We start from the raw sequence: 21,703 nt of genomic DNA, 5'->3' as shown, positions 1-21,703 counted from the left end.
CGCTCAACCTACCAGTATCGAGAGTTGAGCGGAGTCGAAACTCGGTTCATGGGGATCTTTTTTACGCGCAAGTCCCTCAATGATTTGCTCACAATTTACCACATTTCCCTTCTCAGAACCGAAATGCGTAGCACCAGTTTAAAACTCCGAGATATAGATGTCGTAGGGATAAGCCCCACCGTCAAAATCACCAATCCAGAGGAAATAAGTGCCGGCTGGCCACTCACCCGCAAACTCTGGCAACAGCGTACCGTTGGAATCATCGACGCACATCGCCTCGCCAGTTTCGATATTTTCCATAAATAGGGTGACATCGCCGGGTGACTCGACGGACACGCGAAGATAGTCAAAATAATCATTCACGTACAGCACGTGATCCGGACTATCCGCAGTATCAATGAAACCACAGCCATCCACCTCATCGGGGCCACCCGAGACGCCGCTACCCACCAGCGGATCCGGCGTAAACCCAGGGGAAATTTCAAACGTTTCATACTGTGCTTGGGCAGTTGACATCACCCCCAAGCTGATACATCCCGTCACAATTGTGGTTGCGGCAATCTTAAAAACACTCATGGATTTATCCTGCAAAAGAAGTGATCAGATGGGGAAGTCAGGGTACATCGGGTAAACCGTTGGCACAATACTGGCCTGGGACTTACGGGTGGAGGGTCAACCATTCAGATGTACGCCAAATCTACTGGAGACCGGGATCGATACTGTCTCAATTTGCCCCGGTGCACGGGCTCAAACGGAGTGCCATATCAAATTTGTGTCAATTCTTCACTTACCAACCAGTGCATCTTTCACCAATTGTGGAATTCATGTTCAGTCCACATAGATCAGCGATCGCAGTCCATGAATATTTCGTGCGCCCAATGCCCAATGAATGATGGGCTGGTCACAAACCCATTGAGTTTTATTTGAATAGGGGTAACAGCCAAGCGACCACCAAACTGCCTAAAATAGCAATCTCCATCACCCCGATCGCCGTTTTAGTCGAAAGCCAGTGCCGCCAAGCCCCCTGACGAAACGCGACCCAAGTTTGGGTGATATGAGCCGGCCACCGCTGGGGGCTATCTTTTTCGCGATATTGCCAGGTCAGCATCGACAGCAGGAGCGGGGTACCGCCGACCTTGGCGTTGAGCAAGAGGTGGAGCGCGATCGCCCCCACCATTACTACCCACGAAATCAGATGCGCGTAATACCAAGCATGGTTCAGTTCGCCACGCGGCAGCCAGGTTTCATCCATCATTTTGCCGCTGTAGAGGGCAAAGGTGAGGGCCAGCAGAGCCAGCGTATTGACCAAACGATTGAGGGTGTACCACCAGATCGGCTTGCCGACATCCGCGAGCTGTTGCCATGACTGGGGTTGCCAAAGGCGGCGGCGACCTTGACGGCAGGCATAAATGAGCAAGGCCGGAAAGATGAGCAAAGTCCACAGCCCAAAGGTGCCGTGGAGGCCTTCAATCGCGCGGTATTCGGGCAACGGTATGCCTCCCCAGCGACCGTCGTAGACTTCGTAAGTCCAGTAGGCGGTCACCATGGCGGCCATCAGGCAAAGGCCCGTGAGGCCATGCAAAACGCGGAGCAGTAAAGGTTGGTAAGGACGAGACGGGGTCATGAGGTGATATTTGGTTAGTTGAAATGACGGTGAAACGTAACCTGGGCGTTGGCTTGAATGGGTTGACTAGAGGCGACCCATCTCGTTAAGCCCCACCGTTGAAGGCAGCGAGCATCCCAAACCCAATGAATAGAATGCCCCCCAGAGCCGTCAGCAACCGCTCTGAAATGCGTCCAGCGATGAGTTTGCCGCAGGTCACCGCGATCGCCGCACAGATGGCATGACCCAAAATCGCCCCCACGAGCACGCCATAGGGATTATTCGCCGACGCCAGGGTAATGGTCGCCAGCTGGGTGCGATCGCCCCACTCCGCCACAAAGGTGAGGGTAAAGGCTTCGAGCAAGACGGCTCTAATCGACCAGCTGGTGATGCCCTGTTCCCGTTCTTTCACAGCGGCTAAGGCTTCTTCACATTCATCATCCAGCGACTCTTGCCCCGACATTTGGCTGGCATCGTAAAGCAGCTTTAAGCCAAAGCCAAAAAAGAGCGCGATCGCCACCCACTGCACATAATGTTGCGGAAACAGGGTCGCAATTTGCCCAATCCAGACGGACAACAGCGTCATGACTGCGAGCGCTGCGGTCACCCCCACAAACACCCAGCGGCGAGGATGCCGCATCGCCAAAATCGCGCCAATAAAGAACGTTTTATCCCCGATTTCTGATAGCGTGATCAGCAATAAACCAGCGGTAAATCCTTCTATAAACGTCATGCTCTTCTCTCTTTATGAATGGATTGAGCAGGCATGACGGAATTCTAAAAAGACCCCACCAAGCCCACTCTCTCTGTGGACTTAGTGAAGGTCTCGCTGACAAATTAGACAAATGCTAATTTGCTATCTGAACCAGGCTCATCACCAGTATGTTGATTCAGATAACGGGCGTAAGCCTCAAGCTACTCCCCTTCAATGATTAAGAGAATAGCATAAAAAATATGCCAAACAATTACGAATTTCACATTTTTTTCCTAGAGCCAGGAATTTTTTCCGTAGAAATTTCATTATGTGTTCATTTTTGAAATTTGATCATTAGCCCAGTTTTATGAGTAGTTGAAACTGGATGAGCGATCGCTTTTCTGCGGCCATTCCTTCATTCTCAAACTTTGCCGAGTCCCCAGCCAGCCCACTCTAAGCCGTTACGTTGCCCACCCCACTGCTGGGAAAATCACGCGATTGATTCGTTTCCACCCCGGCATTCACCGCCCGCCGGTAAGTATCGACAATGTGGTTCGGCAAAATGTCGCCCCCCTGACTCACAAACGACCACTCCTCACCCACATGCACAAACTCTGCCCGCAGTTTTGTCGGCGGCATCGTGGGAATCGGATCGGCCAAATTGGTAATGCGAAACGTATTGGGCAAAATTTGGGCGTAGCTATTTACAAAGTCAGGATTGCCCACCCGTGGGCTGGCATACACATACACCTGCAGTTGCGGTTGCAACTCTGGCACCGCGAGGGCGATATCAAGGGCCAAGATGGTCGCCAGTGCGGACCCTAAACTGTGCCCTGATACATAACAAGGCTTATTCGGATTGATCCCCCGCACAGCATCCACAGCCAGGGGATTGATGATGCCATCAGCGATGCGTCGAAAGCCAGTGTGAATGCGACCGAGCGATTCGCCCGTTTGCGGATTGATATAGTCTTCCTGCACGGCATAGATGTTACCCACCCATTCAGCAGTGCGCTGCGTCCCGCGAAAGACCAAAATGCTCTCGGCGTCCGACTCTAACAGGAACCCGTAGAACACTTCAATTTGGCGGCCAACTTTGACGGCTGCCGTCACCCCAGACCGAATCACCTCTTCAGTTTGTGACAGACTTTCTTCAAGGGCCGTGGGGTCGTTCAACAACGTGGGATCATCAATGACCTGTTGCGGCACTTGAACTTCAATACTGTCGTTAACTTGTCGTTCTTTGCCCCGAAAAGAGGCCACCAGGCGGTATTGATCCAAGCTGGAATCGTAGTCAAATAACTGCTGCAAGTTACCGTCGTAGCTCGGATCATTGCGTCCGGTAATGTATTGCTGGGTGGCGAGACGGCTGAGCAAAATCAGGCGTTTTGACATCTCCCGGTTATAGGGAATGGGCGGCGGCGGAAACACCGCCGAGGCTTGAATCGCCTGAAACTCTTCGACCATGCGAGTATCACCCGTGACCGCTGCTTGAATGATGTCTTCAGGGTCATAAAACTCTGCCGCAAAGGCATCGATCGCGGCTTGTTTGGCCTCGGCTCGTCGCCGCCGCACCAGCTCCGTGCCAGCAGTGGCCGCCGTCCCAGCGGCGACCCCCCCAAGTAAAAATTGGCGGCGTTTAAATTTATCCATGACTCATCCTCCCTGGGAACTGCGCTTTACGACTTGTCTGAAGACAATAGGTTCGGAAAGGCCCGCTTGAGCGCCGCCAAATCAGGCCGCTTTTGGCTGGTATAAAACTGGTTGGTGGCCTGCCCGGCAATCCAAGTCGCCGTGGCAAATCCCGCCGCTTTGGCAAACGCGCCCGCATAGGGCACGATCGCGCTCACCCCAATCAGTGTGCCCCAGGCCAACAAGCCCCCAATGGCGGCCCCCATGACGCCAAAGACTTGCCCAATGATCGCCAAAATGTCTTGCCCTTGCGGTCGTCCCCACAACTTGCGGATATCCCAAATCATTTTGAGCATGAGGCCAAGGACGATGAGCAGTTTGATTTCGAGGGTGCCGCCGCCCGTCAGCGGCACCAGGCCGACGATCGCTGCCCCCATGGAATAATCAAAAATCAGTCGCCGCACATCCCCTTCGCGGCCAATCAAAGACGCCATCCCGGCTAGCGCCGAGTTCAACACTCCCCCCGCAGAGTCGAACAGCAGGGGCTGTTTTTCAAGCGCCTGGGTGACCTCGGGGGACAACCCAAACGCGGTTTTAATCTCCCCAAGCATCTGCGCCTCTTGGGGATTAATGCCTTTGGAGCGGGCGATCGCAAACGCACCGCGATAGACTTGCTGCTGCAATTCTGCCGTCTGGATCTGGCCGAGGTGGGTCGCAATTTCCGCGGGAGCGGTCGCTAGCAACCGCTCCGGCGTGGTCTCCGATGGGAGCGGTTGAAAGGTGTTGATAGCGGCTAAAAAGGCTTCAAATTCTAGCGGTGTCGGATCTCCCCCCAAATTAGCAACGGCGGCGAGTACCTCTAAGCAGACAACTTTTTCGGCAGGAGAATCAGTCATGGTGCACGAACACGGGCAGAGGGTGATTAAATCGTAAGACTAATATTTACCCGCAGATGTGGAAGCAATGCTTGAGATTTGTGATTTTGGGACAAGTCTTAATGTCGCGGTGGCGCTCCGGGACTGGCGCACAAAACAGCTCCCCAGGCACCGAGTTGCGACTCCGCTCAACTCTCGATACTGGCAGGCTGAGGGAAGTTGAAACCGGATTGAACGGAGACTTGATTTAGGTGCAGCTCCCCCATGGCAAGCGCCCGCCACACTTAGGGACTGACGAGCTGAAACTGATAGCCAAAGCTGGTGCGATCGCTGGGCACGACCTCTACTAACTGCATCGCCTGGTTGCGATCGCCCGATGGCAAAAACTGCACCGTTCCCGTAGCCCCATCGACCTGAAAACCAGGAGTCTGAAGCGCGGCCACCACCCCCGCCCGAGTCGGCTCACTGCGGAGTGCCGCCGCCAGCGTCAGCGTCGCATCATAGGCCATCGCCGTGCGCCAGTTCACATCGCCGCCCCAGAGCTGGCGCGCTGTTTGGGCAAATTCTGATTCCGTGTTGTTGCCCAAAATCCACGGCACTGCCACCACCATATCCACCGCATCACGGCCCCCTGCTTCCAGCACTTGGGGGTTATATAAGCTATCGCCCCCCAGCAACGCCAACCGCTGTTGATTGACCTGGATGACTTGCAGCGCTTGCTCCAGGGTACTGGTATTGGTCAGCAACACGAGGCCTGTTGCCCCTTGCTGAATGGCTTGCGACACTGCCGTCGCAGCATCGAATTGGGCGTCTGACACATCAAATTCAGCGAGTATTTGTCCCCCATCGCTATAAATCGCCGTCGTAAATTCCGATTTCAAGGATTCGCTATAACCGCTCTCACCGTTAAAAAACACCACCAGATTCGCGGGTGTGAAGTTCGTGACGGCATAGCGTGAGAGGGAAGTTGCCGTAAAGCGATCGCTCGGCACCGTGCGAAACACCTCGTCGGCCACGTTCGAGAGTTCGACCGAGGTGCTGGTAGGCGAAATCATCGCCAAACCGGCCTGATCATAGACTGCACTGGCCGCCAGGCTGGTATCACTGCCAAAGTGGCCCACCACCCCCAAAATGTCGGGATTATCGGCCAGTGCCTGGGCAACTTGTGTAGCCGTTTGAGGATTATCGTCATCACTGGCGATCGCCACCTGCAGCGGCGTGCCATTAATGCCGCCAGTCTGATTAATCTGTGCTTGGGCCTGGGCCACCCCCCGCAGCATTTCCTTCGCCGGATTCACTGCCGTCGCCACAGGAGCCGCCACGGCGATCGTATAAGCAGCTTGCCCGCCAATCTCCGCATTGTTCAGCAAAATCCGCGCTTCCGGATCATTGCGATTTTGCTCTAGGTGCTGAGTCAGAGCCGCGATCGCCGTCTCAAAATCTCCCGCTTGTAGCGCTTCCACAGCCTGAGTTTTGGTCGGCGATGCGGGCTCCGCCACCAGCAACCTGTCGCCGACACTGATGCGCGCCTGGGGAGTGCCCCCTGGACTGTCAGCCGTTGCCCCGGTGGGCGCATTGCCACTAGTCGGTGCCGCCCCACCGCCACTCGTCAAACTGGGAGCAAACTGCCGATAGGCCCACCAACCGAGGCCGCCTAGCAAACCGCCAGTGATGAGCAAGGCCCCCAACAGAGCCGCAATTTCATTACGTTTAGCCATGACAAGTCAGCACGACGACAATCAAGGATACTCAGGTTACTGGCATGTAGAGAAGGGTCTCGTCAGGCAAGACTGAAGGCCATTAGTCTGCAGCTTACCAAAATGACCAAGATTGAAAATTGACGGGTGCGCATGGCGATCGCCCATTGCCAAGGGCAGCGATCGCGACCCATAACCTACATGCCCATAATGTTGTAGCCCGAATCGACGTAAAGGATTTGCCCAGTAATGCCGCTAGACAAATCGCTACACAAAAACGCCGCCGTCTTGCCCACCTCCTCCTGAGTGACGGTGCGCCCCAGAGGCGCAATCTCTTCCACATGGTGAATCATGTCTAAAATGCCGCCCACTGCGGAAGACGCCAGCGTCCGAATCGGCCCCGCCGAAATTCCATTCACGCGAATGTTGTGAGCTCCCATTTCTGACGCTAGGTAGCGCACATTCATTTCTAGCGCCGCTTTGGCAATGCCCATCACGTTGTAGTTCGGCACCACTCGCACGCCGCCCAGATAAGTCAGCGTGACGATGCTGCCGCCCTCAGTCATCAGCGGCTTCGCCCCATTCGCCAAGCTCACCAAAGAATACGCACTAATATCCAACGCCGTTTGAAAGCCTTGGCGTGACGTGGCGCTAAAGTCCCCCGTTAAGTCGTCACGATTCGCAAAGGCGAGGCAGTGCACCAAAATATCAATCTTGCCCCACTGCGCTTTCACCGCCTGAAAGGTCTCGGCCATTTGCTCATCGTTTTGCACATTCAACGGCAAAAACAAAGACGGATTCAACGGCTCAACTAAATCTTTGACTTTTTTTTCCATCTTGCCTTTGGCATCCGGCAAGTAGGTAACCCCCAAGTCAGCCCCAGCCGCATGGAGCTGTTGCGCAATGCCCCACGCGATGGAACGGTTGTTGGCGATGCCGGTAACAAGGGCGGTTTTTCCAGTGAGATCTAGCATGACATATTCAATAAGAGCCACCTAGGAGAATACTCAATACTGGGGACGCCTGGATAGTCCCCAACCTGGGTTGACTCAGTTGCGATCGCGTCCTCACCTGAGCAGCGATCGCCATCACCTCAAGGACGGCTCATGACCTCAGTTAGCCACTAAAAGCAGCCACTAAAAAAGGGATCTCAAATTTGAGATCCCTGGCATGAGTCAAGGTTGCCGTGAGCGCAAGCGAGTTAGTTGTCCAGACCTCGCCTAAGCAGGAACCCCCACAGGCAAATACCCCAGTTCTTCCAGTTTGGCGATGACTTTATCCACGCTTTCGGCCAAACTCTCATTGTGAGTTTCGCAGTTCACTTCAGGATTGGCGGGGGGTTCATAGGGGTCATCAATGCCGGTGAACTGTTTGATTTCACCCGCGCGGGCTTTTTTATAGAGCCCTTTCACGTCGCGAGATTCGCAGACCTCTAGCGGCGCGCTGACGTAGACTTCCATAAAATCGCCAATCATTTCGCGCACTTCTTCCCGGACAGCGCGATAGGGCGAAATGGCGGATACCAGCACCACGACGCCGTTGCGCGTCAGCAAATGGGAGACAAACCCAATGCGACGGATATTGGTGTCACGGTCTTCTTTGCTAAAGCCGAGTCCTTTGGTCAAGTTCGTGCGGACGATATCGCCATCAAGCACTTCCAGCTTGCACTGGCGATCGCGCAAACGCTGCGCCAAAGCTTCTGTAATCGTACTTTTACCGGCTCCGCTTAACCCCGTTAACCAAACGGTTACGCCACGATGTTCCATAATTTTGTCTCGTCTCCTAGCGATACGAATAATTGAATTGACAACTAAAAGTAAACTGCCTGAGTTGGCATTCTTTCCAGTATGCCCGGCGACCCCCCAGAGAGAATCATGGCCTCACGCCAGGGATGCGATCGCCTCATTGACGCCACTAAGGGTGCAACCATCCACCGACACGATGTCGCACGAACGAGCCCCTGGATTTAGCAAGTTTCAGGTCGAGTTCACCCATATGAGATGGTTGTGACCAGACATCGCCGCTGTCAATGATGCAACTAAAATGGTTTAAGATTGCATTAAGTTTTTGGAAAGAATCAAAGATTTTTCATCGCAGATCGTGAGTTCAAGATCCTATGATGGAAGTCAGGCGTGCTTGGGGAACCTTGTGCTCGCGTCCTTGCTGAGAATCTGCTGTCTGTCAATCTGTCTAGTCTTAACTCGGAGCCACCATTCAATATGACTTTGCGATCGCCCTCTCCAGCGGATTCTCTTGCTCCGCGTACGACCGAGGTCTCTCGCCCCGACAAACCTGAAGAGGCTTGCGGTGTGTTTGGGGTATATGCTCCGACCGAAGAGGTTGCGACATTAGCTTACTTTGGTTTGTTCGCCCTCCAGCATCGGGGGCAAGAGTCGGCGGGCATTGCCACCTTCGACCAAGGTAAACTGCACAGCTATAAGCACATGGGCCTGGTGTCTCAGGTGTTTGATGATGGCAAACTCAAAACGTTGCCCGGCGAATATGCCATCGGTCACACGCGATATTCCACAACCGGGTCGAGCCATTTAGCCAATGCCCAACCGGCGATCGCCCCCACCAAGCTGGGTGAGATTGCGATCGCCCACAACGGCAACGTGGTCAACGCCGCCATCCTCAAAACCGAACTGCACGACAGCGGCTACGACTTTGTCAGCACCGCCGATACCGAAATGATTGCCTATGCAATGGCCGAAGCCGTCGATGCCGGACAAGGCTGGATTCAGGGTGCGATTTCCGCTTTTAAGCGCTGTCAGGGCGCTTTTAGCCTCGTCATCGGCACCCCGGCAGGCATTATCGGCGCTCGCGACCCCCATGGCATCCGCCCTCTCGTGTTGGGCATCTTGGGCGATGAACCCAGCCAGTCCGGCGGCCCGGCCAATTACGTGTTGTCGTCGGAAACCTGTGGCCTCGACATTATTGGAGCGCATTATGTGCGTGATATTCAGCCCGGAGAACTGGTTTGGATTACCGAGTCGGGGATTACCTCCATGCAATGGGATGCCACAGCTGAGCGCAAGCTTTGCGTTTTCGAGATGATCTATTTCTCTCGTCCCGATAGCGTCGTTAATGAAGAAACCCTCTACACCTATCGCATCCGTCTGGGTGAAGAGTTGGCGCGCGAATCCCCGGCTGACGTGGATTTGGTGATGGCAGTGCCGGATTCTGGCGTTCCCGCAGCGATCGGCTTTTCCAAAGCGTCCCATATTCCCTATGCCGAAGGGCTGATCAAAAACCGCTATGTGGGACGCACGTTTATTCAGCCGACTCAATCGATGCGCGAGGTCGGCATTCGGGTGAAGCTGAATCCGCTGAAAGATGTTTTGAACGGTCAGCGGGTGCTGATTGTGGACGATTCCATTGTGCGGGGCACCACCAGCTACAAAATCGTTAAGGCCTTGCGAGAAGCGGGCGCGACGGAAGTGCACATGCGCATTTCATCCCCCCCCGTGACGCATCCCTGCTTCTTTGGCATCGACACCGACAACCAGGAACAATTGATTGCCGCCAACTTGTCGGTGGAAGAAATTGCTGAAAAAATCGGGGTTGATTCCCTCGCTTATCTCAGCTGGGAGGGCATGCTCAAAACCACTCACCAGGATCCCAACAGTTTTTGTTCCGCCTGCTTTACGGGCGATTATCCGGTCGATATTCCCGATCCTTACAAGCGATCAAAGCTCAAGTTTGAGACATCGGTACCCTCCACTGCGGCCACTGTCTAGTCTCATTTGCCCCTGCCTAGGGGGAGCTATCCATTACACACGAGTTGCTGTGTCGCTGCTTGTCAGTAAAAGGGGTTGGGAAGCGCTTACGGCAGTTTCATGGGCTGTAAGACCTCTCCTAGCCTCTCCCTGCTTTTGGCGACACCTGCTTAGTGGGCTTAGGATTGAACCCGGTTTCATCGCTGTTTAAGATAAAGGATGATTCGTTCCAGATTGTTGACTCGCCATGGCCAAGCCCAAACATACCCAAGCCCATCTCTCACGGACCGTTCCTAAGAACCAATCGGAATTTTTCAAGCAGCGTACCCGTGATTCCATGACTTATTACATGGGGGCCAAGTTGATCGAGGTCGGGGTGAATCCCAAAAACACGATTTATCGCTGGAAAACGGAAATTGATGGCGGGAATGAAATCATCACCGTCAGCGCCTATTGGGGCGAGACGCGGGAAAAAATTGAGTCGGAAGAACGGGCCGCTGGTGGCGAGGCGTAACGCTTCTCAGCTAGTTCGGAGCGCATGATGTTGCCTTAATTGCTATGCGTCACCCATGCTCTATGCGTCACTATGCCAGTATCGCAGCGATCGCGGGTTGGATTACCGTCATCCTGCGATTTTATCTTTCTATCAATACCAGTTTGGCCGATGGCACGGGCATCGGTTCCGGCGTCATTAGCTTCTTTAGCTATTTCACGGTACTCACCAACATTCTCGTAGCCCTAGCCTTCACCGCCGGGAGCATGAAGTCGAGCAACGCCAAGCCACAATTGGTGACATCGCTCTTGCAGCAGCCCAGTACGGTTACGGCGATCGCGGTTTACATCACCATTGTGGCCGCTGTTTATCACCTGTTGCTGAGTCAACTTTGGGATCCGCAGGGGTTAACGAAGATAGTGGATATCATGCTGCATACCGTTATGCCCGCTGCTTATCTGATCTACTGGTGGTTGGGCGTGCCTAAGCGATCGCTACAGTGGCGTGGAGCCTTGGTGTGGCTCAGCTATCCAATCGGCTACTCGGTCTACACTTTGCTGCTAGGAGCCGTGCGCAATCAATATCCCTACCCGTTTACCGATGTCAGTGCTCTGGGGTATACCCAGGTACTGTTCAATTCCTTGGGCATGTTGGCATTGTTTGCGATCGTCTCGCTCCTGTTCATCGGCATTGGTAAGCTGCAAGCTCGACAAACCCAGCGAGCGCGTTCATTGTAAGGTGCTCGTGATCGTCTTCAACTTTGGGAAATGTGAGGTTTTCCATAGGAGAGAACTCACATTTAGCACTTCACTCAAATGGACGTTGAATTTTGCCTAACTCCGTTAAGAACGGATTTGGACGGGCATGACGAGGTAAGTCATCTGCACTTCACCGAGGGGAACGAAGATGGAGGGGCTAGTGGCGGTGTTGCACTGGAGCTGCACTTCGTTAGTGCCAAGAGCCTTCAAACCATCCAGCAGATAGCGGACGTTAAAGGCAATGTCGAGGTCATCGCCCGAGATTTGGGCGGCGACCACTTCGCGACCGCTACCGACTTCTTGCGCTTCTACCGAGACGGCAACGGATTGCTGCTTGGAGTCCAGGGAAAGTTTCACAATGTTGTTTTTTTGATCGGCCAGGACGGCGATGCGTTCCAGGGCATCCATGAGCAGCTTGCGATCGATCGTCACTTGCCGCTCAAACTGCTTGGGAATGAGTTGGCGATAGTTGGGATATTGCCCTTCGAGCAGGCGCGTGGTGAGGCGCTGATCGCCTAGTTCAAAAATGACCTGGGTGCGATCGAATTTGAGCGCGATCGGTTCCGAAGAGGTGTAGGTTTGCAGCATCCGCTCCAGATCGCGGAGCGCTTTCGCGGGGACGGTGACATCCATTTTGGCGACGGAGTCATCCTTATCACCCGACTCATCACTCGTTCTGACCACTGCCAGACGGTGACCATCCGTGGCGGCAAACTCCAGTATTTCCGGTTCCGCCATCAGGTGCACCCCCGTGAGCACTTGCTTGCTTTCATCGGCGCTCGTCGCAAACAGCGCGCCTTTGAGTCCTTCCAGCAACGCCTCGATGGACAGTTCGGCAGCTTGGCCGTCTTCGATCACGGGCAGGCTGGGGTAATCTTCAGCGCTTAGCCCCCGCACTTCATATTTGCCCGAGGAGCTGGTGATGGTGACCGCCGCGTCTTCCTGGGTTTCCTGAATCGCAATGTCTTCTGAGGGCAGTCGGGCAATAATGCTTTCCAGCAGTTTGGCGGGCAAGGTGAGTTCGCCGGGTTCTTCTACCGTTGCTTTAAAGGAGGTTTGAATACCCATCGTTTCGTCAAACCCGATCAGGGTTACCTGTTGCTTTTCTTCGTCCACTTTGATCAGGACGTTACTGAGGACAGGTTTGCTGGGTCGAGCGGGTACGACTCGACCCACTAAAGAGAGATGAGTATTGAGTTCACTTTGGGGACAAACGAATTTCATAGGGTGCTTCTAGAAAAACTGGGATGGAGTGGTGACGCTGCTTGGGGGAACCAGATCGTCCTCAAGCTGGATGGATGCCTATCGTATCACCCTGGCTTTTCCCCATCGTTAAGGGGGCTCTTAGGGTCTTTTTAGATCAAATTTTTCTTATAGCCGTATTAGTAGGGCTTGCGGAAATTGTGGATAAATAGGGGATCGCTTGCCGGGTCTAGCTTCGGTCGTCCCCAATCTTGTGGAGAACTTGTGGAGAGCCGCGAGAGTTTTCCACATCCCTGATGGGGCTTAATTCTTTTCCCCATAGTCTCTCAAAAGTGGAGGGTTTTTGGGGACTGTTTTCCACATCCGTAGCGCAGTTTTCCACATAACCCCACCGGGAATTTTCATATATTGTTACATTCGGCAAGTCTGGGCAGAGTGCGGCCTCGATGCGAGGGATCAAAAATTTTCGTCCCAGATCAAAAAATCCCGGCAGGGGAGCTGCCGGGGATAGACCGTCAATTTTTGAGAGCGCGTTATTCGGCGGTGTTGATGCGATCGCTCACGTCGCGCACGGTTTGATTAAGGCTGGGATCTTTTTTGATCTGCTTAGTAATTTTGTCGCAGCTGTACATCACCGTGGTGTGGTCTTTGCCGCCAAAAACCAAGCCGATTTTGGGCAGGCTCAGGCTGGTGTGCTGGCGCATGAGATACATGCCAATTTGGCGGGCGAGGCTAATTTCCCGTTTGCGGGAGCTGCTTTTGAGGTCGTCCTCGGAAATGTTAAAGACTTCAGAAATGACTTTGAGGACGGTTTCGGGGGAGACTTCGACTTTTTCACTAGCGGTGGCACTGAGCACCGGCATCAGATTTTCCACCGTCATCGGCAGGCCGGAGATGGAGGTGTAGGCGATCGCGCGAATCAGGGCCCCTTCCAGTTCTCGAATGTTGGAGGTGTAGGTGGAGGCGATGTATTCGATGACGGCCCGGGGCAGCCGGACATTCTCGTACTCGGCCTTCTTTTGCAGAATCGCCATCCGCGTTTCATAGTCGGGGGGTTGAATGTCGGCGATCAGTCCCATGGAAAAGCGCGACACCAACCGATCTTGTAGACGGGGCATTTGGTTGGGCGGGCGATCGCTGGCCAGCACAATTTGTTTGCCCGACTCATGCAGGGTGTTGAAGGTGTGGAAAAACTCTTCCTGGGTATATTCTTTGCCCTCAATGAACTGGATGTCATCCACCATCAGCACATCGGTTTGCCGATAGTGATCGCGAAAGCTCTGCATACTGTCTTTGCGGATGGCGGTGATCAGGTCATTGGTGAACTGTTCGGTCGAAACATAGGCAATGCGAGCCGAGGCCGAAATTTCGAGCCGATAGTGGCCGATGGACTGCATCAGGTGAGTTTTGCCCAGGCCGACCCCGCCGCAGAGAAAGAGGGGATTGAACTCGCGACCGGGGGCTTCGGCGACGGCCAGGGCGGCGGCGTGGGCCATGCGATTGTTGGCACCGACCACAAACCGCGAAAAGATGGATTTGGGGTTCAGACTAGCTTCGCGCTCGGCGGTGTGGCCATTGGTGCTAGCCAAGGGCGCGGCGGGCGCGAGCACCGGCCAGGTTAAGTCTGCGGCTGGCATACCCTCGGCCATGGCACCATTGCCCTCGGGCGTTTCGACCACAAACTTGACTTCAACCGGACGACCCACAATATTTTTCACGACGGTGGCGATCGTGCTCAGGTAATGCTTGTGTAACCAGTTACGCGCAAACGGGGTGGGGGTGGCGATAATGAGGGTTTGTTCGGATAGGTTTTGGGGGCGGGCGGGCTTGATCCAGGTTTCAAACGTCGGATGGCTGAGTTGCGCTTGCAGTTCGTCTAAGACTTGTTGCCAAATGCCGTCAAGTGCTGGTTCCACACCGTACCTCCAAGATTTGCCGCTGTGCTGGTGTTGCCGGAAGCCGAATCTGATGCTGGTCGCCCGGAGACGATCGCGTTCATCCTGATGTCAAACGGGTCGCTAGCGCTGAGCTACCGCGATCGCGGGGCGAGGCACGGAAAAGTTGTCATGAGCAGTACGCATGAATTTAGGCACGGCGGTGGTCTAAGTGATGGAACGGGGTGCGGACTCGCTTAACCAGTCGGCATTACCAACTTGGATTTACTAGAGTACCTGATCTTCTGCCGTCGATGGGGCGGGATTTGGGAGAACGCATTAAAGCTTTGAGACTCTGAAGAGAGCGTGATAAGTGCCCCTTAATCAGTACAAAGCGCTACATATATGGGTGGTCGTGGTGAGCGATCGCACCGGCTGCGAAAGCTCTAAGCGGCAATTGGCTGGTGGATGAGAGGGTTGCTGGAGGATGGGATGGTGTGAGGCGGCTGCGCCAATAAGTTTTCAAACGGCATGGGTAGTGACTTTTGGGGGGTGGGCAAGCTGGGGCGGCATTCAGTCAGCCGGGAAAGATGGGATATCTACCAGCATATTATTATTGAGAGAGTGGGCGCAGTGGCACAGGTATCGATATTGACGCCTAACTAAGACGGGGTGCGGGCAGGGGTGCGGTGCTAAAAATCTTTAATCGGTGGCGACCGAGGTGGTCGCTGCGATCGCTATTAATTATTCCCTTTGTGATTCAACTCGTGGTGGCGATTGCGCTGACGGGATATTTGTCCGTACGCAGTGGTGAATCAGCAGTGACTCAGGTGGCTCGCCAACTGCGCACCGAGATTTCGACCCATATTGTGAGTGAGCTCAGCAATTATTTAGCCGTCCCCCAGCGCATCAACCGCGTCAATGCGAACTTAATTGACCATGGCGAATTATCGCTAAACGATTTTGAGGCGTTAGAGCGGCATTTTTGGCAGCAGGCGCAAGACTTTGAAGTCGTTGACTTTATCTACTACGGAGCGGTGGATGGTCAGTTTGCTGGCGGGGGCTGGCCATTGGGGCGCGATCGTCCGATGCAACGCCACCGGGTGCGCGTCGAGCAGCCGCAACGGCTGCAATTTTTTAATGTGGATGCGACTGGGGATCTGGTGGATCTGATGCTCGAAGCCCCTGGGTTTGATGTGACCCAGCGGCCATGGTTTCAATCGGCGGTGCAAGCGGGCCAACCCGCTTGGGGGCCGGTGTTTACTTACCAAGCCTTTCCGGCGATGGCGATTCCGGCAGTGGCTCCCGTGTGGGATGACCAAGGGGCATTGCAGGGCGTGTTTGCCAACAATTTCTTTTTGACCCAGGTCAGTGACTTTCTCAAAACGTTGAAAGTAGGCAAAACGGGGCAGGCGTTCATTTTCGATCGCGAGGGACTGTTGGTCGCGAGCTCGCATCTGGCCAGACCCTTTTGGTTAAAGGATGGTCAGACTGAGCGCATGTTGCTCAGTGAGGCTCCTTTGCCCGTTTTGCAAGCGGCGGCAGGGGCGATGCAAAGTCAGGCAGCGGCTTTAACGAGCGAGACGACTGAACAAACGTTGGACTTTGTACTTGATCGCGAACACTACTTTTTACAAATCACAGTCTTTCAAGATGAGTATGGGCTGGATTGGCGGATCGGCGTCATTATGCCGGATGCCGACTTTTTAGGGCCGCTGTATGCGTACCGTCAAACGATCATTCTGCTGTCGATCGGGGCGTTGCTCATTTCACTGATGGTTGGGCTCTACACTTCGCGGTGGATTGCGAGGCCCGTGCAGCACCTGCGGCGGGCCGCCAGACGCTTAGCGGCCGGTAACTTTCGCCAGCGGTTGCCCCAGAGCGGCATTCAAGAGTTAGACGATTTAACGGCGTCGTTTGAGGGCATGGCTAACCAGCTGCAAATGTCCTTTCAGACGTTACAAAAGCAGGCATTTAATGACGCGCTGACGCAGTTACCCAGTCGCCCTGCCCTCGTCGCTGAAATGCAGCAGCGGCTGGAGCGGGCCGCGCAGGATGCTCGCTGTCGGTTTGCGGTGTTCTTTATTGATTTAGATAATTTCAAGCTGATTAATGACAGTCTGGGACATTTGGTGGGCGATCGCCTGTTGATGGAGGTGGCCCAGCGCTTGCGTGCCCAGTTGCCTCATTCGGTGTTTGTCAGTCGTTTTGGGGGCGATGAATTTGTGGTCGTTTCCGGGCCGGTGGCGGCAATCGACGAAGCCCTAGACCTGGCTGATCAACTGTTGCAGATGATGCAGGCACCCGTCTCGCTGGGCGATCGCGACGTCTACACCACGATGAGTGTTGGGATTGCGTTGAGCACTGGGGAATCGATCAGCGTTGAGGAATGTCTGCGGCAAGCCGATATTGCGCTGTATCAAGCGAAAGACCGGGGCAAAGCCCGCTACGAAGTATTTTCTCAGGAGATGCACACCACGGTAGAGCAGCGCTGGCAGATTGAAACAGCGCTGCGACACAGCTTGCAGCAGCAGCAAATGGCGATCGCCTATCAACCCGTCACGCAGCTCAGCTCCGGTGATCTGGTCGGTTTTGAAGCCCTCTGTCGCTGGCACCATGAGCAATTAGGCGTCGTCTCCCCCGAAATTTTTATTCCGATTGCGGAAGAGACCGGGTGGATTGTGGGGCTAGAGCGGTGGTTGCTGCACCAAGCCTGTGCCCAGATGCAGCGCTGGCAGACCCAGTTCTCCACCCTGAACTTGGCCTTTATGAGTGTCAATATCTCCCCAGTGCATGTGATGCACCCGACCTTTGTTGACGATATTGCCCAGGCGCTACACCAGACGCAATTATCGCCAGCCGCTCTCAAACTCGAAGTGACCGAGAGCCTCATGATGCAGAATCCCGGTGTCGCCCGCGATCGCCTGCAACAAATTCGGGCGCTGGGGGTGCAGCTCAGTCTCGATGACTTTGGCACGGGCTATTCTTCTCTCAGCTATTTACATCAGTTTCCCTTTGACACGCTCAAGGTCGATCAATCTTTTGTGCAGCGTCTGCGGGGAGAGCCGCACGATACGGGCCTGGTGCGGGCCATTATTGCCATGGCTCACAGCCTCAACATTCAGATCATCGCCGAAGGCATTGAAACCGCAGAAGAGGCGGCGCTCTTGGCACAGCTGGGCAGTCATTATGGTCAGGGTTACTACTTTGCGCGACCGAGCAGCGCGGCTGCCATGACCCGACGGTTGGCGGCGGCGGCTCAGCGGCTCAGCTATCAGCCACCGGGGCAAAGTGCACCCTGAGATCGTCATGCTTTGGGTCGGCGGCCTCGCCTGCCCGTCTCCACCCACTGCCCACCAATGGCAGCCTGGGTGACGGCCTGGGGGCACTGAGCGTCAGTCAAGCATCCCGCAAAAAATTTTGTCCACCTGCTAGCGCCGTTGCGCTACTAAATGACGGTTAGATTTGATATGCTGATTACCGGGTCTGGCGACATAGCCAAGTGGTAAGGCAGAGGTCTGCAAAACCTCCATCCCCCGGTTCGAATCCGGGTGTCGCCTTCTTGAATCTTTAGAAATCAAACGCTCGTGATGACTGAGCGCAGCGATAGACTCGGGGGGCGATCCCCCTAAGTCGTAAAAGGAGCTGCCATGTCTTTGCCATTGATTTTGGAACCGGGTGCAGGAAAAACGGTGCAAATCCGCAGCAGCCGTTGCACGTTTAAGGTCACGGGGGAAGAAACCCACGGGCATTTTGGCCTGTTTGAATTTGAGATGCCGCCAGAGACGGGCGGCGCGAGTCCCCACATTCATAAAGAGTTGACGGAGATTTTTTATGTCGTGGAGGGAGATATGGAGTTGGTGCTGGATCAGGAGACGATTTCCGCCTCGCCGGGGACGCTGATGCGCGTGCCGGAAAATCGCCGCCACGGGTTTTCGAATCCGGGCAAAACAGCTGCCAAATTGCTCATCATGTTTTGTCCGGCGGATGCTCGCGAGCAATATTTTGAAGGTCTGGCAGAGCTCACCCGCGATGGTCGTCAACCCAGTCAAGCGGAGCTGCTGGATCTGATGCATCGGTTTGACCAGTATCCGGCGGAGTGAGGTGGGGATGTTGGGAAGATCGGCGTCGCGATCGCTGGATCCGCCCTGCAAAACTGACAGTCACTGATTGATGAGGATATCGCTGGTGGCTTGGTAAGCCGGAGGGTAAGGAGAGCGATCGGCCTCAATGTCCATAAGATATTAGCTACTCGCCCTAGCCTGATTGGATGTCGCTAAGCCGTGTCTATCGCTTATATTTGAATAAAAGTCGAAAGTCCGCCTCAGAACATAAAAATATGCCTGAGTCATTGCCAGTTCTGCCCAGCTTCAGGGAACCACCAATCGTAGAAAGTGTATTAGGTGTTGAGTTTGACACACTCGAATCCTGGTCAATCCTTGCGTTCGGTGAATTCTGGCAAGCGATACGGGAGAGCTACCCTACGTATGAGCTTCAGCCCCCAATCGGTGCGGCACCTGGAGGCGAACTTACCATAGAGTATGGATTTCCTGGGAAGTTGCCAGTGCGATGCTGGTTCAAAAATACTTCGGACTCACAGTTATTACAGGTACAAGATGATCGATTTTTATACAATTGGCGTAATTATGTAACAGAGGATAAATATCCTCGTTATGAAGAAAAACTCCGCCCTGAATTTATTAAAGAATGGGAGACTTTCTGCAGTTTTTTAAGTACAAAAAGTTCTGAGATGCCAAAAATAAAGAGCTGTCAGATAACGTATGTAAATCATCTAGAACAGGGTAAGGAATGGGAAAAGCTTGATGACATCGTAGAAGCATTTGCTTTTCTTAACGGCTCTTTCCAAGTTGGCTCGCTTTCATCTCTTAATTTTCAATTGGCCGCTGACGTTCCTAGCGAAAATTTAAAAGTACAAGTGAGTATCGCTAAGGCATTACGGAATTCTGACTCAAAAGAAATTGTTCAATTTAGTCTCACCGGGATTGCAGTTCCAGAGTCATCCGACTTGGATTCAATTTTGAATTGCTTGGACAAGATTCGCAGAAATTTAGTTGTGGTCTTCAAGAATATGACATCGGAAAAAATGCATCAAAGATGGGGTTTAGAAGATGTGTAAATCAATTCTTGCAACTAACGCCGTAAGTTCTACTACACCTTCCTCGAAGGTTGTTGTTCGTATTCTCGATTCTCCATTTGGTAATACACAAATGGAAATCTCTCACCCATATGAAGGTGTCTCGACTAATAATGTTGAAGTTCAGCCCAGAGTCTTTAGGGCTAGACCGTCTCGAACACAAAGGGCCATTGGTCATACGGCATATATCAATAATTTGGGATCAATTGCGGTATCAGAACCCGAGCTAGAAATCACTCAAGACTACCAGCAAACCAATCTTGATTTTTCTGATAGTGATTTAAATTGGCTTTCGTCAGCCTTACATAGAATTAGACAAATCAGTGAGCTTCCTGAAAACTGGGATAGCTATGGAAGTACTAAGGTGACCTCTAAAGCATTAGAGGCATCAAAAACAGTCTTGTATCAGTTGCACGAAGAAGTATTGCCTGACCCATTTATTTGCCCTGTTCCTGGTGGTGGTATTCAATTTGAATGGGAAGTTGGGACTCGTGAATTGGAGTTAGAGTTTATGCCAAATGGTTCTATAGAGTTCCTCACTGTGGATAAAGCTGCGGCAAATTTAGAAGATGGAATGATGGAGGGAGTTGTCGATGGATTTTCATCTGTTGTAGTACTTTCAAATTGGTTGCTTCAAGGAAATTAAGAGGGTCAGTCGTTTCCATCTCCTCTTCATATGGAACCTAGTTTTGATGAAAAAGAAGTTATGCATCGTGTCGATGATGGCTCGATTTCTGACGATGAGAAACTATGGCGAAGGATAGTTCCTTCAGAATTTTGGGTTAAGCGTTGTGAGGATGGCACTATCCGCCCGACTTCTGCTGCTTTCCTTGATGGCATAACTAATGAAGTCTCCGTGTGTAGGGAGAGCTTAACGACTGTAGAAGACACAATGCTTGGATATGAAGGGCAGGGGTTGGTAGAAATACTGGCTTCGTTTCCACGTTCCCTAAATCATCTTGTAGTGGCTGATCCGATACCGAAGTCTGAGGATGCAGAAGGAGATCCATCTCACGCCTTAATTTGTCCACCAGAAGGGATTTCTCCAAATAACAGAAAAAAAAGTGCAAGAAAAATGGCGATGAAGGCTGTTTGGGTTGTCGAGCCAGAATTAGACTTTATTCCTTAGAAAATTGTGTAGTAGTACAACTACTTGAACGTAGTTGACTGTACGTGATACCTTGCCAAAACTCTTCAAGCGTAAATGTCTAAATTGTCCATCACGATTATGGGGTGAATGTTTGCTCAAGGACGCAACGACTCCGTTGCGATGTTGGACAACTGGCACAGTAGACCAGTTTTGATGTAGTAGTCGCTAAAAGTCCCGGAATTAAAGAGTTCTTTGGGTTCACCTGACCAGCTATATACCGTCGTCGGCAATCGCTGCTGCTGAGAGACTGTCACACCAAGCAGTTAACGAGAGAATGAGGATTTTAGGTGTGTGACAGTTGGGCATTTTGGGCCAGATATTAGTCCGCTTCAAGGAATCGTTGGGTCTTGGTTAGCGATGGTGCGGTGGTGGCGTCGCTGAGGCGAGAGGCGTGACACTGGACAGCCCGACTGCATTGGATATTGTGACAATAAGGGGAGAATTTGGCGAAATCAGCGGTCATTCATGGAAATCTCAAGTACCTTCGTAGGCAATTGGGTGGGATCGCAGTGCCACAGATCGGTACGTCTTGCGGCCCGCTCCACCAGGGGCCGATCGGTTTGTGGTTCAACTCAGGGTTGGGAGATTTTGCCGATCATCCCCCGGCTCGAATCCGGGTGTCGCCTTTTTTTAAGGTAAGCAAGAGGGCTGAATTAATCCGGTTCCGGGTTCCGGGTTTCGACTTTGCTCAACCCTCTGCCTAGCAGCAGATCGAGCATTGAGCAAAGTCGAAATGCGTTTGACAGATCATTACTCCTGTCTACTCTACTTAAAAGGTAATTGCTCAACCCAGTAGCCAATCAGCTTGTTGTGAGGTAAGGACGCGGGAAATCGCCTCAAAGGCAGACAA

Annotated in this window: 19 protein-coding genes and 1 tRNA gene; 9 read left to right on the top strand and 11 right to left on the bottom strand. The window is 53.2% G+C overall.

Annotation, left to right across the window (positions count from 1 at the left end):
- Positions 1-138: 138 nt before the first annotated feature.
- The 8 genes from JUK32_RS18725 to cysC all read right to left on the bottom strand — a co-directional run bounded on the left by JUK32_RS18725 (position 139) and on the right by cysC (position 8,291).
- The gene (locus JUK32_RS18725; protein ID WP_204140390.1) at positions 139-576 is read right to left on the bottom strand and encodes a hypothetical protein; all 438 of its coding nucleotides are present in this window, start codon (positions 574-576) and stop codon (positions 139-141) included.
- Positions 577-919: 343 nt separating this feature from the next.
- Positions 920-1,624 carry a cytochrome b/b6 domain-containing protein gene (locus JUK32_RS18720; protein WP_204140389.1) on the bottom strand — a complete coding sequence of 235 codons (705 nt, stop codon included), beginning with the start codon at positions 1,622-1,624 and terminating at the stop codon, positions 920-922.
- An 85-nt stretch (positions 1,625-1,709) separates the two neighbouring features.
- Positions 1,710-2,336 (bottom strand): TMEM165/GDT1 family protein, encoded by a 627-nt coding sequence (locus JUK32_RS18715; RefSeq protein ID WP_204140388.1) that lies wholly within the window; start codon positions 2,334-2,336, stop codon positions 1,710-1,712.
- A 414-nt stretch (positions 2,337-2,750) separates the two neighbouring features.
- Positions 2,751-3,950: a lipase family protein gene (locus tag JUK32_RS18710; RefSeq protein ID WP_204140387.1), complete on the bottom strand. Its 1,200-nt coding sequence runs from the start codon at positions 3,948-3,950 to the stop codon at positions 2,751-2,753.
- Between the two features lie 26 nt (positions 3,951-3,976).
- Entirely contained in the window at positions 3,977-4,825 is an 849-nt protein-coding gene (locus JUK32_RS18705) for a hypothetical protein (protein WP_204140386.1), read from the bottom strand.
- A gap of 263 nt (positions 4,826-5,088) precedes the next feature.
- On the bottom strand, positions 5,089-6,522 hold the full coding sequence (locus tag JUK32_RS18700; protein ID WP_204140385.1) for an ABC transporter substrate-binding protein: 1,434 nt from the start codon (positions 6,520-6,522) through the stop codon (positions 5,089-5,091).
- A 176-nt stretch (positions 6,523-6,698) separates the two neighbouring features.
- Positions 6,699-7,475: an enoyl-ACP reductase FabI gene (gene fabI / locus JUK32_RS18695; RefSeq protein ID WP_204140384.1), complete on the bottom strand. Its 777-nt coding sequence runs from the start codon at positions 7,473-7,475 to the stop codon at positions 6,699-6,701.
- Between the two features lie 246 nt (positions 7,476-7,721).
- Positions 7,722-8,291: an adenylyl-sulfate kinase gene (gene cysC / locus JUK32_RS18690; RefSeq protein ID WP_309224583.1), complete on the bottom strand. Its 570-nt coding sequence runs from the start codon at positions 8,289-8,291 to the stop codon at positions 7,722-7,724.
- A 429-nt stretch (positions 8,292-8,720) separates the two neighbouring features.
- Here cysC and purF point away from each other — a divergent pair, with 429 nt between their 5' ends.
- The 3 genes from purF to JUK32_RS18675 all read left to right on the top strand — a co-directional run bounded on the left by purF (position 8,721) and on the right by JUK32_RS18675 (position 11,450).
- Complete coding sequence (gene purF / locus JUK32_RS18685; RefSeq protein ID WP_204140383.1) at positions 8,721-10,241, top strand: amidophosphoribosyltransferase; 1,521 nt, start codon at positions 8,721-8,723, stop codon at positions 10,239-10,241.
- A gap of 226 nt (positions 10,242-10,467) precedes the next feature.
- Positions 10,468-10,734 carry a hypothetical protein gene (locus JUK32_RS18680; RefSeq protein ID WP_204140382.1) on the top strand — a complete coding sequence of 89 codons (267 nt, stop codon included), beginning with the start codon at positions 10,468-10,470 and terminating at the stop codon, positions 10,732-10,734.
- Positions 10,735-10,778: 44 nt separating this feature from the next.
- Positions 10,779-11,450, top strand: a complete 672-nt coding sequence (locus JUK32_RS18675; RefSeq protein ID WP_204140381.1) for a Pr6Pr family membrane protein — start codon at positions 10,779-10,781, stop codon at positions 11,448-11,450.
- A gap of 105 nt (positions 11,451-11,555) precedes the next feature.
- Here the strand turns inward: JUK32_RS18675 and dnaN are convergent, their stop codons facing one another.
- On the bottom strand, positions 11,556-12,695 hold the full coding sequence (gene dnaN / locus JUK32_RS18670) for a DNA polymerase III subunit beta (protein ID WP_204140380.1): 1,140 nt from the start codon (positions 12,693-12,695) through the stop codon (positions 11,556-11,558).
- A gap of 512 nt (positions 12,696-13,207) precedes the next feature.
- Positions 13,208-14,590, bottom strand: coding sequence for a chromosomal replication initiator protein DnaA (gene dnaA, locus JUK32_RS18665; RefSeq protein WP_204140379.1), 1,383 nt, complete (start codon positions 14,588-14,590; stop codon positions 13,208-13,210).
- Positions 14,591-15,237: 647 nt separating this feature from the next.
- Here dnaA and JUK32_RS18660 point away from each other — a divergent pair.
- The 6 genes from JUK32_RS18660 (at position 15,238) to JUK32_RS18635 (ending at position 20,832) form a co-directional block, all read left to right on the top strand.
- Positions 15,238-17,850 (top strand): EAL domain-containing protein, encoded by a 2,613-nt coding sequence (locus JUK32_RS18660; protein WP_204140378.1) that lies wholly within the window; start codon positions 15,238-15,240, stop codon positions 17,848-17,850.
- A gap of 186 nt (positions 17,851-18,036) precedes the next feature.
- Positions 18,037-18,108 (top strand) — tRNA-Cys (locus tag JUK32_RS18655).
- A gap of 90 nt (positions 18,109-18,198) precedes the next feature.
- Positions 18,199-18,651 carry a cupin domain-containing protein gene (locus JUK32_RS18650; protein ID WP_204140377.1) on the top strand — a complete coding sequence of 151 codons (453 nt, stop codon included), beginning with the start codon at positions 18,199-18,201 and terminating at the stop codon, positions 18,649-18,651.
- Positions 18,652-18,887: 236 nt separating this feature from the next.
- Positions 18,888-19,685, top strand: coding sequence for a TIGR04255 family protein (locus tag JUK32_RS18645; RefSeq protein WP_204140376.1), 798 nt, complete (start codon positions 18,888-18,890; stop codon positions 19,683-19,685).
- A complete protein-coding gene (locus tag JUK32_RS18640; RefSeq protein WP_204140375.1) occupies positions 19,678-20,349 on the top strand; it encodes a hypothetical protein in 672 nt (223 codons plus the stop codon). The genes JUK32_RS18645 and JUK32_RS18640 overlap by 8 nt, the downstream gene beginning before the upstream one ends.
- A 30-nt stretch (positions 20,350-20,379) precedes the next feature.
- Positions 20,380-20,832 carry a hypothetical protein gene (locus JUK32_RS18635; protein WP_204140374.1) on the top strand — a complete coding sequence of 151 codons (453 nt, stop codon included), beginning with the start codon at positions 20,380-20,382 and terminating at the stop codon, positions 20,830-20,832.
- A gap of 116 nt (positions 20,833-20,948) precedes the next feature.
- On the opposite strand, the gene JUK32_RS18630 is transcribed toward JUK32_RS18635, so the two are convergent.
- Positions 20,949-21,107, bottom strand: a complete 159-nt coding sequence (locus tag JUK32_RS18630; protein ID WP_204140373.1) for a hypothetical protein — start codon at positions 21,105-21,107, stop codon at positions 20,949-20,951.
- Between the last annotated feature and the right edge of the window lie 596 nt (positions 21,108-21,703).

The organism is Halomicronema sp. CCY15110, from assembly GCF_016888165.1.
Taxonomy (GTDB): Bacteria; Cyanobacteriota; Cyanobacteriia; order Phormidesmidales; family Phormidesmidaceae; genus Halomicronema.
This window is presented reverse-complemented; position numbering and strand designations above follow the sequence as displayed.